The following is a 16,932-nucleotide window of genomic DNA, read 5'->3' as shown; positions in this document are numbered from 1 at the left end:
GTGAAGACTTCTTTACTACTGATCAATCCATCCTCCTTCCGAAGTTGGTTTGCTAAGTGCTGCTATTGTACCCCTTGAGCCCTTAACAGGCTGTAATACAACCTAGCTCTTGTCAGTGTCCTGTTCAGCTAGCCAAAGATGGCCATCTTGAGTTTGGATAAAAACGTATTTGCTTCTGGGAAAAATCAGCCAGACTTCCAGTACATCGGAGCTGAGATACTCTTGGGCTTTTAGGAAAATATCTTCTCCACAGTCGGTTGGAGAGAAGATCTCCTCAACCAGAGGATAGCTCTGCAGCAGCGTGGCAATATCCTCTCCAAATTGCTGGATTAAATCTGGAGATGAGTAGGCAGCATCAGGTCTTCTGACTCTGCCTTTGGTTTGGCCGGGAGCCTTCACCAAAACCATGCCTCCCAATTGCTGACATTCGACATAACCGGCCCAACGGAAGAGAAGTCGGGTTTGGATCTTGGCATGCCCTAAGGTTTGCCCCACTTTCTCCACAATGTAGCCATCTACCCATTTGGTTTGGGCAACTGGATTGGCCAGATAGTCGGCAAGGGTTTTGGGCAAGCTAGAGACCCGCTCCTCCATTGGGAGATCGGTTGGAGCTACCTGAACCGGAGCAGTGGCCATCAACTTCCCTCTCCAAGTATTTTGAACCCTAGCTCAATGCCCTCCATGGGCAAAGCGACGATAGAGGAAGTCAAGGGCGCGGTTGCGCAATTCGTAGAACTCGGGCATTTCCATAATGCGGGAGCGGATGCGCGGTCGCTCAAAGGGAATGGTCAAGATCTCACCGATATGGGCAGCGGGGCCGTTGGTCATCATCACCACACGGTCTGACAAGTAAAGAGCCTCGTCGATGTCGTGGGTAATCATCAAAACTGTGCAGCGGTGATCCCGCCAAATGGCCAGCAGCTCATCTTGTAGATCTTCCTTGGTAATGGCATCCAAGGCCCCAAAAGGCTCATCCAACAGCAAAACTTGCGGACGAACGGCAAGAGCACGGGCAATGGCTACCCTTTGCTTCATGCCTCCAGAAAGCTGCTTGGGCCGCTTGTGGGCTGCTTCCGCCAAACCTACCAATTCCAGATGTTCTTGAACAATTTCCCTTTTCTCCCGCCGGGATTTGTTTGGGTAAACCTGATCCACCACCAGATAAACATTTTCAAAAGCCGTCAGCCAGGGCAAAAGGGAATAATGTTGAAACACCATCATCCGATCTGGCCCTGGGGAGGTGATGGGCTGGCCCTTGAGGGCGATGGATCCCGAAGTGGGAGTCGAAAAACCCGCCACCATGTTGATCAAGGTGGATTTGCCGCAACCGGAGTGGCCAATAATGCAAACAAACTCACCGGCAGCCACTTCCAGATTGATATTTTCCAGCGCAACGAAGGGCCCTGCTGAGGTGAAGTAGGTCTTGCCCACATTCTGAAGACAAAGAAGGGGCAGTCCTGCAACCGGAGAAGCAGAAGATAGCGGTGAGGAGAACGTGCGGGAGCTGGTCATCATGGTGTTTTCCAATCGAGAGTTTAAGGTAACAAAAGCTAAACTTCGCTGAGCCGGTACTCCTGCAGTTTCAGGTTCTGCCGGATGGCCACCGACTCCAGGTAAGCAACGGGATCCTCTCCGTCAAAGCGGGATCCATCGCCAAAGAGTAAAGCTCCGCGGTCGTGGGCCCGATCCGGAAGGCCCAGTTCTCTGGCGGCTAGGGCGTAGGTTTCGCTGTCCAGAACTTGGTCGAGAACCGAAACCCAATTGCGGGGAAAAGCGCAGAGTCCCCAGCGAGCCATCTGCGTCAGGATCCAGAGGTGTTCCAATCTTTCCGGACAGGTGTTGCGCCCGTTGGCAAACTGGTGAAAACCGGTGAGGGCTTGGGATTCATCGGCAATTCCCCGCTGCAGAATACCCGTCCACCCCGGCTGCAGATCCTCCAGGGCCACGCCCACATACTGGGGCTGAGCCAGCCACTCCAAGATCTCAGAACGGTGCTGCGGCTGATCGCAGTAGTGACAAGCCTCCAGTAGTGCCTTGACCAGAGCTACATGGGTACGGGGGTAGTTTTGCGCCCAATCCTGGCGCACTGTCAGCACTTTTTCAATGTGGCTGGGTAAGATTTCAGGGGTGGTGGCGACGATAACCCCCACCTGTTCCCGCACGGCGCGGGAGTTCCAGGGCTCGCCCACGCAGTAGCCATCGATGTTGCCGGCCTTGAGGTGGGCCACCATCTGCGGCGGCGGGATCACGGTTAACGTGACATCCCGATCCGGATCCACCCCCGCGCTAGCCAGCCAATGGCGCAGCAAGAAGTTTTGCATTGAGGCCGGGTGCACCGCCCCTAGGGTATGAACCACGTCAGGAGTTTGCCGGAGGTGTTGGCGCAGATCCCAGGGACTGAGAACACCCTGCAGGCAAAGTCTGCGCCCAAAGGTAATGGCGTTGCCGCCGCGGGAGAGGGTTAGCGCGGTAATCAAAGGCACCGGAACTCCCCCCACCCCCAACGTGGAAGCCAACGGGATCCCGGCCACCACCATGGCCGCATCCAGCCGACCGGAGCGGATCCCTTCCCAGATGGTCTTCCAGCCTGGCTCCCGCACCAGGGTGACCTGCTCCAGGCCATGCTTTTGAAACAGGCCTTTTTCCTGCGCCACCACCAGCGGGGCGCAGTCGTTGAGGGGCACAAAGCCAACCTCCAAATTGACCTTCTCCAGGCCGTGTTTGGCAATGGCCACGCGAACAGGCGTTTTTTGGCGAGCCCGCTTTTGCTGGTTGAGAAAGTAGATCATCTCTCCCCGCAGGCTGTAGTAATCGGGGTGACGCACCACTTCCAAACGATGGCGGGGCCGAGGAAAAGGGATCCGCAAAATCTGGCCAATGCGGGCCTCCGGGCCATTGGTCATCATTACCACCCGATCCGAAAGCAGCAGCGCCTCATCCACATCGTGGGTAACCATGACACAGGTGAGCTGCTCCGCCTGGGCAATCTCCATCAGTTGCTCCTGCAGGTTGCCGCGCGTCAAGGCATCCAGAGCGCCAAAGGGCTCATCCAACAGCAGCACCCGCGGACGGATGGCCAAAGCCCGGGCAATGGCTACCCGCTGTTTCATCCCTCCTGACAGATGGGCCGGTCGCTTGTCGGCTGCCCCCTGCAACCCCACCTGGCGGATGTGCTCTTCCACAATCCGGCTTCGCTCTGCTTTGGGAAGGGATCCCAGCACCTCGTCCACGGCCAGGGCAATGTTCTCCCGCACCGTCAGCCAGGGCAGCAGGGAATAGTTCTGAAACACCACCATGCGATCTGGGCCGGGATCTGTAACTTGTCGGCCCTCCAGGAGAATGCCTCCGCGGGAAGGCTTTTCCAGGCCGGCGATGATGTTGAGTAGGGTCGATTTGCCACAGCCGGAGTGGCCAATTAGCGAGACAAATTCCCCTTTTTGGATCTCCAGGTGGATGTCTTTCAGGACAGGATAGACCTCTCCGTTGTCGAGGAGAAATTCCTTGTCGACATGATCCACTTCAATGTAAGGCTGGGTCTTCATGATTCCTCTGAGATGATTTCTGAGAGCATGGAGAAATTGTCAGCAACCAATCTAAAACTCGGCCAAGCTCATTTAGCGATCCTCAGCCACCACCAGCGAGCCAATCCAAGCCGTGATGCGATCCAGCAGAAGACCCACCATCCCGACATAGATCAAAGCCAGAATGATTTCGCTGATGCGGGAGCTATTCCAGGCATCCCAGATGAAGAACCCGATGCCCACACCGCCAATCAACATTTCCGCTGCCACAATGGCCAGCCAAGACAAGCCCACCCCAATGCGCAAGCCGGTAAAAATATAGGGCACAGTTGCCGGGAAAACGATTTTGAAAAAGTACTTCCAGCCGGACATGCGCACAATTCTGGCCACGTTGCGGTAGTCCTGTGGGATCTGCTGTACGCCGACAACGGTGTTGATCAAAATGGGCCAGAGGGCCGTAATGAAGATTACGAAAATGGCGGAAGGGTTGGCATCTCGAAAGGCAGCCAAAGAAATCGGCAGCCAGGCCAAAGGCGGCACCGTGCGCAGCACCTGAAAAATGGGATCCAAAGCCTCGTACAGCCAGCGATTGACCCCGATGATCATGCCGCCCACAACCCCCACCAAGCCGGCCAGGGCAAACCCAATGAACACCCGCCGCAAGCTGGCCCAAATTTGCCAGAACAGCCCTTTGGCATTGCCGCCATAGTCAAAAAAGGGATCTTTAATGAGGGGATCCCAGGTGTCCTGCCAAACCTGGAGAGGGGTGGGCAAGTTGGCTCCGGGGCGGCTATAGGCAATTTGCCAGAGAACGAGCACTATTAAAATGGCCGTGGTGGGCAAAAGAACGCGGCGCAGCACTTGGTGGATTTGGACTCGCTGCCTCCAAGCAGAAGAAGATGCAGAGCTGGCCGGGGAGTGGAGCCCGGCATTGGACTGAAGAACAAAGCCTGGGCTGGTTTTCAGCAGCCAGTGGCCTAGGCCAACCAGTAGGGGAAGCAGGATCCGAAAGAGGTGGTAGCCCAACTGTAGGGCAGAGTGGAAAATCCTCATGGCTTGCTGGGAGTAAGGTTGAAGTCAACTTAAGAGGATCCCAAGAGAGAAGGGGTTTCAGTTGAACACTCTTTGTGGGGATTCGGGGATCCCTTCTCTCCTGGACAGAGGGTTTGCAGCTAACTTGCTGGGGAAAGTTGGGAAATTAGGCCAGCTTCTTAATCGCCAATTTCTCCAGGTAGGCGGCAGGATTTTCGGGATCGAACTGCACCCCGTCGAAGAAGGTTTCCACTCCTCGAGAGGTGCTGGGGGGAATGGCTGCCCCCTGACCAATGGCTTTGGCAGCTTCTCGCCAGAGTTCTTCCCGATTCACCCGCTCCACCAAGGCTTTGGTATCGGTGTCGGCAGGTAGGTAACCCCAGCGAATGTTTTCGGTCAAGAACCAGAGATCGTGGCTCTTGAAGGGGTAGGAAGCGTAGTCCTGCCAGAACTTCATCAGGTGGGGGCTGTTTTCAACGACCTTGCCGGTGCCGTAGTCAAAAGTGCCCCGAGAACGGCCCAAGATATCGGGCACAGGCACCCCCAGCCAGCGGCGGTCGCCGATGATGCGACACATCTCCTCTTTGTTTTCCATCTGGTCGCACCAGATCTGGGCTTCTAGCACCGCTTTCAACAGGGCAAGGGTGGCTTTCGGGTGCGCATCCACCCAGTCGGCCCGCAGGGCAAAGGCCTTTTCCGGGTGGCCGTTCCACAGCTCGCCGGTGGTGAGGGCACTATACCCCTCTTTTTGGTTCACCAGCTGGGCATTCCAAGGCTCGCCCACACAGAAGGCTTCCATGGTTCTGGATTTCATATTGGCCACCATCTGCGGCGGCGGCACCACAATGATGGAGACGTCGCTAGTGGGATCGATCCCGCCTGCGGCCAGCCAGTAGCGCATCCATAGGTCGTGGGTGCCACCAGGGAAGGTCATCGCGCATTTGGGATCTTTGCCGGCAGCTCGAAGCTCGGCAAACTTGGCCTTGAGGGGGGAACTATCCAGGCCGATTTGCAAATCCCGATATTGGTTGGAAATGCTAATGCCCTGACCGTCCAGATTGAGACGGGCCAAAATGTACATAGGCACCGGCTTGCCATCGGTAACTTTGCCGGTAGTGATGAGGTAGGGCATGGGGGTGAGGATGTGTGCCCCATCGATGCCGCCGGCGGCGGATCCCAGCACCAAGTTGTCGCGGGTGGTGCCCCAAGAGGCCTGCTTGACCACCTCTACGTCCTTCATGCCGTACTTGTCAAAGAACCCCTTTTCTTTGGCGATGATCAGGGGGGCCGCGTCGGTTAGAGCGATGAACCCCAGCTTGGCGCTGGTGGTTTCGGGAGTATCGGCCTGCGCCACCCAGTAGCCTTTGCCCAAGGATTGCGATTGGGCGCGCGGGATCCCAGCCGTGGCCGCCCCAGCCGTGAGAGCAGCCACCCCGGCCAAAAATTGCCGACGGGAGACGGGAGAGGAAGTGCTGAACAGCTTAGACATCGAAACCTCCAAGATTTACAACGACGAAGAAAGAAAAACTTTCAGGACGGCAACAGAACCGCTAGCGGGTTACCAAAACAGAAGCCTGGGCGGCGGACGGATGCTGACGCGGCCTGGCCCCGAAGTGCTCAATCAGTAGCTCCACCAAGACGGGCTTGAGGTCTTCGCAAGGGATCCCTTGGCGCACGCATTCGCCCAGCTTGGCGTCTTTGCCCACCTCTCCCCCCATGTAGATGTCCACGGCCTCCACCACCCTGCCGTCCTTGCGAGCAGTGGTGCCCATAAGGCCGATATCGGCTACTTGGGGTTGGCCGCAGGAGTTGGGGCAGCCCGTCCAGTGGATGCGCACCGTTTGGGGGATCTCCAGCTCCGCCTCCAGCTCCTCCATCAAGGCCACAGCCCGGTTTTTGGTCTCGATGAGGGCAAAGTTGCAGAACTGGTTGCCCGTACAGGACACCAACCCCCGCTGCAAGGGCCCTGGGTTGGGGGAGAACTTCTTCAAGAGCGGCTCTTTGAGGAGCGGGGCCACTCGGGAGTCGGGCACATTGGGGATGAGCACGTTCTGCTCCACCGTCAGCCGCAGCTCTCCGGAGCCGTACACCTCCGCCAAGCGGGCCAGCTCCATCATCTCCAGGGCGTTGAGCCGCCCCACCGGCACATGCAGGCCGACAAAGTTGAGGCCCGGCTGCTTCTGGGCATGCACCCCCAGCAGATCCCGCTTGTGCCAGACCACCTCATCTTTTTCCGCTGCCCTGAGCAGAGGGTGGCCTATCTGGCGCTCCACAGCCGCCCGGAACTTCTCTAGGCCCCACTCGTCAATGAGCCACATCAACCGCGCCTTTTGCCGGTTGGCCCGCAGGCCGTGATCCCGGTAGACCAGCAGCACCGCCTCGCACAGAGGAACCACATCGCGGGGATCCACCCAGACATCTAGGCCAATTGCCTCGGCGCAGCGGCGAGCCGAGAAAAAGCCGCCCACCAGGACGTTGAAGCCCAGGCGGCCATTTTTGAAGGCGGGCACAAAGGCCAGGTCGTTGATCTCCGCATGCACGGAGTTGTCGCGACAACCGCAGATGGCGATGTTGAACTTGCGCGGCAGGTTGCTGAAGGAAGGGTTGCCCTCGCCGTTGTTGGTGATCATGTCCTGCACCTTGCGGGTGAGACCGCGCACATCGATCAGCTCATCCGGGTCAATACCAGCCAGAGGGGATCCCGTGATGTTGCGCACGTTGTCCATGCCTGACTGGATGCTGGTCAGGCCTACCTCTTTCAGGTAGCCCAGGATCTGGGGCATTTCCTCGATGGGGATGCCCCGCAGTTGCAGGTTCTGCCGGGTGGTGATGTCGGCTACGCCCTGTTCTCCATAGGGGTGGATGATTGCGCCCAACATGCGCATTTGGCCGCTGGTTAGGATCCCATTGGGCAGGCGCAGCCGCAGCATGAACTGACCTGGGGTGCGCTTGCGAAAGAAGATCCCCAGCCACTTGAGGCGGTGATCCCGGTCGTCTTCAGGAATGTTCTCCCAACCCATCCGGGCAAACGCCTCCAGCTCGGCCTTGACCGCCAGCCCATCCTTTTCGCTTTTGAGGCGTTCAAATTGGTTCGCCATGATCGCTGCCGTGGGGTGAACACTAGCTACCCTAGCGATGACGAACCGTTAACTTTGGTATTGGCAGTTACACTTTGTAACAGGTTATGCAGTTTTGTCATTCTCGAATTGCGCTTTATACATAAAGTCAGGCTTCCAGGAGCATGCCTCTAACCCCCAAAACCCTGAACTTTGCTGAATTTACTGAGCTTTAGGCGGTTTGGCAAAAGTCATTGAGAGGGATATAGTAGACCAAGTTTCCCCCTGATCCTTGAGTCCACCGCAACGGTTGCCGGGAAGTGAAGGGGGAAAGCGCTCGGGGGGTATTCCTCAGGGCTTTGCGGGATACCGCCTTCCTGTTTGGACTCCGTCCCGCTGACGCGAACAGAGATAGGCAGGATGCGATCGCTTCTTTCCTGAACCATGTTCAGGAGAGTTCAGCGTGAATGTATCAGCAGCAGACCCCTCTTCCCCCTTTGGGAAAGGGGCTGGGGGTGAGGAAAAGCTAGTTGAGAGGGTTGAAAGAGTTGAAAGGCTCCATCTGCCAGAGCAGACGGGGCGGGATCCCCAGCCCTTCGGTGAGGGGTGCGGGCCGTTGGGAAGTTTGGGGATCGCAGTCGTAGAGAGCGGTGGTGTAGCGATAGGTGCGGGGGGGGCCACCGTTGAGGCGAATGCCGCTAATTTTAAAGGTGTAGTTGCGATTGGGCTGGATCGAACCCACGGAGTAGGTCAAAGTTTCCAGGCCAAAGGCGGGATCCCCCACGCGGAGATCTCCAACAGGCACCGGCTCGCCGCTGAGGGCATCGGTGATGCGGACTTGGGCTTGGCTGAGATCAGCCTTGCCGCCACGGCTGGGCACCGAGAAAGACCAGCGGTAGGCAGACAGGGGCTGGCCGGAAAACCCTTCTAGGCGGTAGAGGTAGCCGTCTTTCTCCGGGAAGGCGATGAACTCTGGATCTGGCACCGACTCGTCAAAACCGAAGATCCAGTTGGCGTTGGCCTGGGTCACCCGTCCGGCCCGTGGGTCAAAGACAATGCCGTAGGCCCCCTGGGCGTACTGAGGATACAGGTTCCAGCGGCGATGCCCCACATCCACAAAGTTTTCTCGACCTGGCTCGGCAAAATAGATGTCCACCTGCCGCGCCAACACCCGGCCTGGATCGGGGCCGTTCAGCTCTAGGATGGGCCCAACCGCCAGGTTGCTGAAGCGGGATCCCGCCTCCCCAGCAGGGGTAAAGCAGCGCCAAGAAGGGGGCGGCTGGTGGCTGAGAGTACCATTGGCTACCTGCATCAAGGCCGCTTGCTGGGCGGCTTCTAGGAACTGAGGATTGAGCTTCACCGGCGGTAACTGGTGCAACAGCCGTAGAAAATTCAGCCGATCCATCATCTTTTGGGCTGCTGCAGGCGTAAGGCGACCGGGGTTGCAGGTGGCAACCTGGGGCTGTTCGGCGTAAATAGGCCCCGTGAAGCTGCGGGTCTGGCGATCCAACCGGCACAGGAAGCTGGCAATCGGCACTTCCCCTGCCCGCGGTGGCTCCATCGAGGTAGGGGATCCTCCACAGGCCGCCAGCAGACAAAGACAAAAGATCCCCGCGATCCTCAAAGCCCAAAGCTGAACCAACTTGGGCAACCGCTGCAAGGGCATGCAAAAACCAGCCGAATTATGAGCCGGTGGGGGTGGGGGTGATGCTGGGGGGGCTGACGGTGCTGCTGCTGCTCTCGCCACAAGCAGGCAACAAGCCCAGACAGGCAAACAGGGCTAAGGCCGCCAAAAGCTGGTGGGTCACTTTGGGTTGCAACGTAGCCATGACAACAAACCTCCCAAATGCTGTTGGGTTTGACCCTGTTCTATCACCTGGCCGAGTGGGCCACAGCGTCAAAACTCATGCCGACAAGGGTATAACTTAAGCCCAAGTCAAGGAACGCTCACCCAAGTCGGCTACATCCACTAGGAATGGGATCCAAGCCCACTTTCTCTCTCCACCCATAGTGGAGTACGGATCCCCACAACTGATACATTCACGCTGAACTCTCCTGAACATGGTTCAGGAAAGAAGCGATCGCATCCTGCCTATCTCTGAGCAGGAAGGCGGTATCCCGCAAAGCCCTGAGGAATACCCCCCGAGCGCTTTCCCCCTTCACTTCCCGGCAACCGTTGCGGTGGACTCAAGGATCAGGGGGAAACTTGGTCTACTATATCCCTCTCAATGACTTTTGCCAAACCGCCTAAAGCTCAGTAAATTCAGCAAAGTTCAGGGTTTTGGGGGTTAGAGGCATGCTCTTCTTGCGCTCAAGCGAAAGATTGCTGTGATCAATGCTGCTTTTTGCCCGATTGATAAGGGATCCCCAAAAGCTTGTCAGGGGGTGATCTGGAACTCCAGGTTGTAGGTTTGGAGTAAGTTTATGGTTTCGTGATCGGTGATGTTGGTGTCGGCCAGCTCTAAGTTGTAGAAATCGATGAACTCTTCGTGGTCAAAATAGGGGCCGGCATGCCAGGTACCCATCTCCAGTTTGATAAAGCGATCCCCAGGCACCCGAAAGGCTTGAATCTGATCCACGTGCAGCTCATCGGCAGGGGGTGCAACACCAATAAACCACTCCTTGCCATTGAGGGATCCCAGGCACTGGGTGCAGCGGATGTGGTGGGTGATCTGAGTAAACTTGAGGCCGCGGCGAGGCAAGCGCATGATGTAAAAGCGGGGCTGCCCTTGATTCAAGAACAACTGAGCATCTTGACTGTCGAAGGGTTTGTGATCGGGAGTGGGGCAAATGACCTGTCCGTAGGGGGCAAAGTTTTCCGGTTCAGCGAGATGGGCCTTCAGTTGGCGCAATTGGCTGGTCACCCTGCTCTTCTCCTTTGCGTTTGACGAGCTGTCTTGTGTCTCACTGTTGCCCTACAACGTGAGCACGAGGGCGTGAAGACGCAAACAGCCCAGCGAACCCCATTCTATCGAGACTTGGCCAGGCAGCTTCCCTTCTGGGAAGGGATCCCTGAGCAAGCCCAAGCTGCTCAAGGTCGCAAGTACAATGGGAAAACTTCCCAGCCTCAGCAGAGCAAATGGCGATGCAGCGGGACTTACAAGAGCTGATCATCTCCCCAGCTCAAGTTGAAAGCCTCTCTCAAGTGCCGGTGGCTTGGTTGTATCGGCCTCGGCCCGTTCGTCGCTTTAAGGATCGCCTGCGCCAGTTCTCCGCTTTCTGGGATCTCCTACGCTTGCTGGTGACGCTGGACTTGTTCTTGCGTTTCTTGACCTTCTGGACAGGGGGATCCCTACTTACCCTGGTGGGGCGGATTTGGATCCCTGGCCTACAGGCCACTTGGGGCACTTGGCCGGTGGAATGGGGGATCCTGGCGGCTATTGCCGCCCTGGGCCAAGCCTATTGGATTTTCCGCAGCCGTCGCATGCCGCTGCTGCTGAATTTGCTGGAGGAGGTGGATCGCTACAACCGAATCATCCAGGCCATCCATGTCAATGATCAGTTGGTGGAAGCGGGCAACCCCGAGGTGAAGCTGGCCCAGAGGGCTGAGGTGATCGAAGCGCTGAAGCTGACCCGGGCCGATCTCATCCGTGCCTTGAAAACCGAACGGATCTTGCGGCAAAACGAAGACCTGATCGAGCAGCAGAGCGAGTTCTTCGGCGATAACTTGGCAGCTTTGACAGCTCTGCAGGTGAGCGAGCAGGCCAGCGAACAGGGTCGTATCCTAGAGACTGCTTTACAGATTGCTTTGCAGGTGCGCTCCCAAATCCGCCGTTTGCAAGAGCGAGAAGCCAACCATCCCCCAAACAGGGATCCAGACAAGATTGAGAAAGATCAGCAGGATAGAGATGGCAACTCAGATGGGCAGTGAAACAGATGGTTATTTTTGTCGGCAGGCGGCGCTGTGGGTTCTAATCCTTGGGAGAAAGTTGAGGTTGATTGCACCGCGTTAGCAGGTCGGAGACCGAAATTGGAGTGACCCCATCTCCCTGATTGGTGCTAAATCCCCGCTCTGCACTATTCCGCACTGTCAAGATCGCCTGCCGGCGCTACACTGGGGCTTGTCTTGGATCCCTCTGTCATCCACACACCTCTAGATGAGCCTTTTGGCCCGCTCCCTCAGCTACGCCCAGAGCCACAGCGACATGCTGTTTCAAGCTTTCGTCCAACACCTACAACTGGTGGCGGTGCCTTTAGGAATGGGGCTGCTGTTGGGTTTGCCGCTGGGTTTTTTCAGCTCCCGCTCCCAGATGCTTTCTCTGGTGGTGATCAATGCGTTTAGCAGCCTGCGGGTGATCCCCAGCTTAGCCATTTTGTTTTTGGCCATCCCCTATTTCGGCCTCAGCGTTCGTTCGGCAGTTGTCGCCCTAACCCTTCTGGCGTTGCCCCCCATTCTGATCAGCACGGATGTGGCCTTCCGCAGCCTTGAGCCGGCCCTGCGTGAAGCCGCCTTGAGCATGGGCATGACCCCTGCCCAGGTACTGCGGCACGTGGAGATCCCTTTGGCCTTGCCGGTGATCCTGGCCGGTGTTAAAACGGCTACCATTGAGGTGATTGCCAGTGCTACTCTGGCAGCGTTTATCGGCGCAGGAGGGCTGGGTACTTTCATTACTCTAGGGTTTGCTCTCTATGACAACGCCATCTTGCTGGTGGGGGCGGTTCCAGTGGCCCTTCTGGCTATTGCGGCCGAGATCGGCCTTGGCACTCTGCAGCGGGCTTTGGAACCTCCCCAAGCCTGAGGTTCTGTGAGGGATCCCATGCCGTCTTCCTCTAGTTCTTCTGAAGTGCGATCCCGGTGGCCTTTCCGCTCCATTCCTTTGCGGGTGGCGTTGCTGCTGCCCCTAGTGCTCTCAGTAGCAGGGGGAGTGGGGGGAGTGGCCTATCTCTCCTGGCAGGGCGGGCGACACCTGGCGCTGCGCTTGACGGAGCAACTGAGGCGGGAAGTTACCGACCGCACCGAAGAGCATCTTGCCAGATATTTGCAAATTCCCCTTCAGATCAATGCCCTCAATCAAGGGGCAGTGAGGGGGGGGCTGCTGCCCGATTTGACAACCCCCAGCCCAGCCGATCTAGAGGTGCTGGAAGCTCACTTTGCCCGCCAGTTGCAGCCATTTCCTGAGCTGAGCTATGTCGGCTTTGTCTCGGCTCAAGGGGGGTTTGTGATCGCCCGCCGCCACGCCGATGGGTCGATCTGGACTTACCACACACCCGGCCTGTTGCCGGGATCCGTCCAGGGCTGCCAACGGGATCCAGAGACAGGGGATCCCACTGGCCTGAGGAGGCAGTTAGGCTTTGTGGATTTGAGGCGGTTGTTCTGGTTTCCCCAGCTCCTGCAGTCGGAAGGGATCCGCGACACTTGGGTGGTAACCCGATTTTTTGCGGAGCTTCCTGCCCAGGATCCAGAGCGGCTGATCGTGACGTCCCTATCCCTGACCGACTCGGGGGGGCGGGTTTACGGCAGCTTATTGGCTTCCCTGTCCATTCAGCAGCTTCAGGCTTTTCTGGAACGAGTACAAGGCAGCTCTGCTGTGGGGGTGAGCTTTCTGCTGGACGAAGAGGGGCAAGTGGTGGCCAGTACGGCGGGGCCTGCTCCCCATCCGCTGCTGGTGGCCGTGCAAGAGCAGGTGGGCTCCTGGGGGACGGCCTCTTCCCAAGATTCGCTGCGCCTCGTGGTTGGCGGGATCCCCTACTGGGCGGAGGTGGAGTCCGTTCAGAGTGAAGGGAGGCTAGGTTTTTATCTCGTGTACGGGATCCCAGAGGCAACCCTTCTGGCCAAAGTCCATCGGAGCGCCCAACAGGCTGCGCTGCTGGGGGGTGGGCTATTGCTGAGCATGCTGGGGACAGGGATCCTCCTCGGCGAAGCTCTTTCCCGTCCCCTGCGCCGCCTCACCCAAGTAGCCGAGCAATTTATCCAAAGCGGTTTCCAGCCCTGGCCTCCTTTGGATCCCGGCCCCATCCAGGAGGTGCAGACCCTGGCCAAAGCCTGGCAGCAGGCGGCAGCAGCTCAGCAGGCCCTGCTGGATCGTCTCTGGCAGCAGCAGCAAGAATACCGCGCCGTGGTGGAACAGCAGACGGAGCTCATTTGTCGCTTTCGGCCCGATACCTGCATCACCTTCGTCAATCCTGCCTACTTGCGCTTCTTCGGTCGGCGGGCAGAGGAGGTGGTGGGCCAACCTTGGCGGGATCGGCTGCCGGAAGAAGAGCAGGCTAAGGTGTTGCAAGCTTTTGCTGCTCTCACGCCTGAGCATCCTTTCTACTGCAGCGAGCGGGAGTATCCCGGAGAAAACGGCCAGTCCCGCTGGATTAGCTGGGTGGATCAGGGCATTTTCGACAGCCAAGGCCGCTTGGTGGAGATCCTGTCGGTGGGGCGGGAGATCACCGAGCAAAAGCGGGCAGAACAACAGTTGCAGGCCCTCAACCGGGAGCTAGAAGCCCAGGTGGAGCTGCGCACGGCCAAGCTGCAGCAGGCCTTGTATTTTGAGGGGGTGCTGCGCGCCCTCAGCAGCCGGATGGTGGTCAGCCTAAACGAGGGGGAAATCCTGGAAGAAGTGGTCAGAGCCCTTGCCGAAGCGCTAAGCCTGACCTGCTGCCAAATCCTGCTGCTTTTAGAAGATGGGTCAACCTGGATCCCTGGCTACTGCTACTCCCCCCTTCTCTCTTCTGATGCAGCTCAGGGCGACAGGGCGGATCCCTTGCATGGGCCAGACTACGCCAGTGACCCGGAGTTCTTGCGCCTGCTGCAGTCCCATTCTTCCTCACAGCAGAAATGGAAAATCCACTGCTGTTGTCGGAAGGAAGGACGCTGGGTGCGGCTGCTGGTCTGCACCCTTTGGGACAAAGAGAAGCGGCTGGGAGCTTTGCTGTTGGAGCGGCTGCCGGAGCAAGAGTTTTCCGAAGACGAGATTCAACTGGCCTATCAGGTGGCCAACTTGTGTGCCCTGGCCATCCGCCAAGCCCGTTTGTACCAAGCAGCCCAAGCGCAGGTGAAGGAATTGGAGCGGCTGAATCTGCTGAAGGATGATTTCCTCAGCACCGTCTCCCACGAGCTGCGCACCCCCATGACCAATGTGCGCATGGCCTTGCAAATGCTGCAAATGACCCGCGATAACCCCGAGAAACAGCGGCACTACTTCACCATTGCCCTGAAAGAGTGCAACCGGCAAATCGAGCTCATTAACGACCTGCTGGATATGCGACGGCTGGGAGCCGGGACGTATCTGCTGCAACCAGAGAATATTTTTCTGCCGCGGTATTTACAAGATTTGCTGGCCGGGGCTCAGCCTTTGGCCCAAGCCAAACATCAACACCTGCAACTGCACCTGGAGGCAGGGATCCCCTCGCTTTGGGCCGACCCCACCTGCTTGGGGCGCATTCTGCGCGAGCTGCTGCACAACGCCATCAAGTACACGGCCCCCGAGGGATCCATCCACCTGCGGGTTGTCTCAGAAGGAGAGGGGATCCTCTTCGTCTGCAGCAACAGCAGCGAGATCCCAGAGCCAGAGCTGCCCCGCATCTTTGAAAAGTTTTACCGGATCCCGCAATCGGATCGCTGGAAGCACGGCGGCACCGGCCTGGGGCTGGCTTTGGTGAAGCAACTGGTGGAGCATATGGGGGGGAATATCTCCGTCAACAGCTCGGATGGATGGACGCATTTCCAAGTTTGGTTGCCCCAAGGTGAGGATCCTGCTCCGCCATTGCCCGGCCCACCCCCAATGTCAGAAGACCTCCCCTTTTGGAAAGAGGCTGGGGGTGAGGGGCATACCTGACCCCTATCCCGGCAAGACTTGTTGCTGCCAGAGGGCCTCCAGTTGCACTGTGTATTCGGAGTTCACGATGGGCACTGCCCCAGCAATGGCCTCTTGAATGGGGATCCCGGCAGCAGCCTCCAGCTGGGCAAAAGCTGTTTGGTAGTCGGCAGACAACCGGCTGACATCAATGAGCGGCAGATCCCCCCAGACCTCCGGCTTGAACTTTTCCAGCTGCCCCTCCGGGCTGGCCAAGACCTCTGCCAGGACCATTGCCCCCCAAGGATTGGCCGCATTAATGGGAATGGCTGTAAACGAGGGATCGATCAAGCTGGTGCCCGGGATCCCATAGGGGGTGGTGCTGGGGGGAAATTGGCCGTTGCCCTTGCGTAAGATCACCTGATCGATAAAGGTGGGGATGAGCCACACTTCGCCGTTGGCAAAAAGCTCCGCCAGGCGGGCAAAGGTGGGCGGGTAGGTTTGGCCCTGTCTCCACAGGAAGGGATCCAGCTTTCTCAGGTATTCCACCAGGGCAGGGGATTGTCGCGCCCAGAGATCGGCATCGAAGTCCGGCCCGCTGTACTGAGCATAGCCCCCGGTCACACCATAGAAGGCGCTCAACAAAAAGCGGCTGCCATGAAAATCCGGCGGGGCCACGTAGGTAAATCGCCCTGGATTGGCCTCTGCCCAAGCCAACAGTTCGGCGTAGCTCTGGGGGGGATTGGGTACCCGCTCGGCATCATAGGCCATCAAAAAGTAGTTGCCGGTGTAGGGTGCAGAATAGCCCTCGGTGGGCAGGCCAAAATCCGTTGCAATGTCGGCGGGATCGTAGAAGGGCAAGCTGGGCAATTTCTCAGCAAAAGGGCCGAAGAGCAAATTCCCCTGCTTGAGGGTGCGGAAGTTGTTGCCATTGATCCAGATGAGATCGATGCTGCCGCCGCTGAGCAGCCCGGCCTGTACCTCCCCAATCACCTTGTTGACTGCTTCAACGGTATCCGTGAGCGGGATCCGGTTCAAGCGAATGCCATAACGCTCCTGCAACTGGCTTTTCACCCAGCCATCCACGAAGCCATTGATGGCCTCGCTGCCGCTCCACATGGCCCAGTTGACAGAGCTGCCCCGCGCCCGCTCCAGAATGTCTGCCCAGCTCAGGGATCCCAGATCCACCGTGTTCTGGGGGGCATTCTGGGCAAACGGAGAGCCTTGACTCAACACCCAAGCCCCCAGGGATCCCAGGCCGGCCAATACCTGCCGCCGCTTCCAGAAAACGCTTTTGAGTTGCATAGCCTTGCCACCATCCCCATCCAACTTTCAGGTTCCAGATTCAACTTAAACTGATACATTTACGCTGAACACTGCTGACCATTACTGCTCAACGGTGAAGCGATAGCATTCTGTCCGTTTCCGAACAGAAAGGCGGTATCCCGCAAAGCCCTGAGCATAACACCCAGAGCGCCTTGCCAATCTCGTGGTAGCCTATGGCTGCACTTTGGGCATCTAAACACCTTTGCGCCACCCAACTTAGTGTGGATGTGCCCGCACTTGGTACAGGTTTTGCTGGTGTACGCTTCCGATACT

General features: G+C 57.9%; 14 protein-coding genes. 3 read left to right on the top strand and 11 right to left on the bottom strand.

Going from position 1 to position 16,932, the window contains the following annotated elements:
- Nucleotides 1-102: 102 nt before the first annotated feature.
- The 9 genes from ACVW0B_RS12875 to ACVW0B_RS12835 all read right to left on the bottom strand — a co-directional run bounded on the left by ACVW0B_RS12875 (nt 103) and on the right by ACVW0B_RS12835 (nt 10,473).
- On the bottom strand, nt 103-636 hold the full coding sequence (locus tag ACVW0B_RS12875) for a Uma2 family endonuclease (protein ID WP_457491875.1): 534 nt from the start codon (nt 634-636) through the stop codon (nt 103-105).
- A 33-nt stretch (nt 637-669) separates the two neighbouring features.
- Entirely contained in the window at nt 670-1,512 is an 843-nt protein-coding gene (locus tag ACVW0B_RS12870; RefSeq protein WP_457491876.1) for an ABC transporter ATP-binding protein, read from the bottom strand.
- Between the two features lie 38 nt (nt 1,513-1,550).
- The gene (locus tag ACVW0B_RS12865) at nt 1,551-3,542 is read right to left on the bottom strand and encodes a nitrate ABC transporter ATP-binding protein (protein WP_457491874.1); all 1,992 of its coding nucleotides are present in this window, start codon (nt 3,540-3,542) and stop codon (nt 1,551-1,553) included.
- Nucleotides 3,543-3,614: 72 nt separating this feature from the next.
- A complete protein-coding gene (gene ntrB / locus ACVW0B_RS12860) occupies nt 3,615-4,574 on the bottom strand; it encodes a nitrate ABC transporter permease (RefSeq protein ID WP_099834651.1) in 960 nt (319 codons plus the stop codon).
- 145 nt (nt 4,575-4,719) lie between these two features.
- Nucleotides 4,720-6,042, bottom strand: a complete 1,323-nt coding sequence (locus tag ACVW0B_RS12855) for a CmpA/NrtA family ABC transporter substrate-binding protein (RefSeq protein WP_457491873.1) — start codon at nt 6,040-6,042, stop codon at nt 4,720-4,722.
- 61 nt (nt 6,043-6,103) lie between these two features.
- The gene (locus ACVW0B_RS12850) at nt 6,104-7,651 is read right to left on the bottom strand and encodes a ferredoxin--nitrite reductase (protein WP_457490262.1); all 1,548 of its coding nucleotides are present in this window, start codon (nt 7,649-7,651) and stop codon (nt 6,104-6,106) included.
- 484 nt (nt 7,652-8,135) lie between these two features.
- On the bottom strand, nt 8,136-9,275 hold the full coding sequence (locus ACVW0B_RS12845) for a CAP domain-containing protein (protein ID WP_457491872.1): 1,140 nt from the start codon (nt 9,273-9,275) through the stop codon (nt 8,136-8,138).
- A gap of 16 nt (nt 9,276-9,291) precedes the next feature.
- A complete protein-coding gene (locus ACVW0B_RS12840) occupies nt 9,292-9,438 on the bottom strand; it encodes a hypothetical protein (RefSeq protein ID WP_187147246.1) in 147 nt (48 codons plus the stop codon).
- A 549-nt stretch (nt 9,439-9,987) separates the two neighbouring features.
- Nucleotides 9,988-10,473 (bottom strand): ureidoglycolate lyase, encoded by a 486-nt coding sequence (locus ACVW0B_RS12835; protein WP_011431703.1) that lies wholly within the window; start codon nt 10,471-10,473, stop codon nt 9,988-9,990.
- Between the two features lie 215 nt (nt 10,474-10,688).
- Between ACVW0B_RS12835 and ACVW0B_RS12830 the strand changes: the two genes are divergently transcribed.
- From ACVW0B_RS12830 to ACVW0B_RS12820, 3 genes are all read left to right on the top strand, one after another.
- Nucleotides 10,689-11,480: a hypothetical protein gene (locus tag ACVW0B_RS12830; RefSeq protein ID WP_457491871.1), complete on the top strand. Its 792-nt coding sequence runs from the start codon at nt 10,689-10,691 to the stop codon at nt 11,478-11,480.
- 226 nt (nt 11,481-11,706) lie between these two features.
- Nucleotides 11,707-12,348 (top strand): ABC transporter permease, encoded by a 642-nt coding sequence (locus ACVW0B_RS12825; protein ID WP_457491870.1) that lies wholly within the window; start codon nt 11,707-11,709, stop codon nt 12,346-12,348.
- 18 nt (nt 12,349-12,366) lie between these two features.
- Complete coding sequence (locus ACVW0B_RS12820; RefSeq protein WP_457491869.1) at nt 12,367-15,375, top strand: ATP-binding protein; 3,009 nt, start codon at nt 12,367-12,369, stop codon at nt 15,373-15,375.
- 3 nt (nt 15,376-15,378) lie between these two features.
- Here the strand turns inward: ACVW0B_RS12820 and ACVW0B_RS12815 are convergent, their stop codons facing one another.
- Nucleotides 15,379-16,638, bottom strand: coding sequence for an ABC transporter substrate-binding protein (locus tag ACVW0B_RS12815; protein ID WP_457491868.1), 1,260 nt, complete (start codon nt 16,636-16,638; stop codon nt 15,379-15,381).
- Between the two features lie 59 nt (nt 16,639-16,697).
- The coding region (locus ACVW0B_RS12810) for a zinc ribbon domain-containing protein (protein ID WP_457491867.1) at nt 16,698-16,932 on the bottom strand (235 nt) is incomplete at its 5' end.

Source organism: Thermostichus sp. MS-CIW-23 (assembly GCF_054059455.1).
Note: the sequence above shows the minus strand (reverse complement) of the source record. Positions and strands in the feature narration are given on the sequence as shown.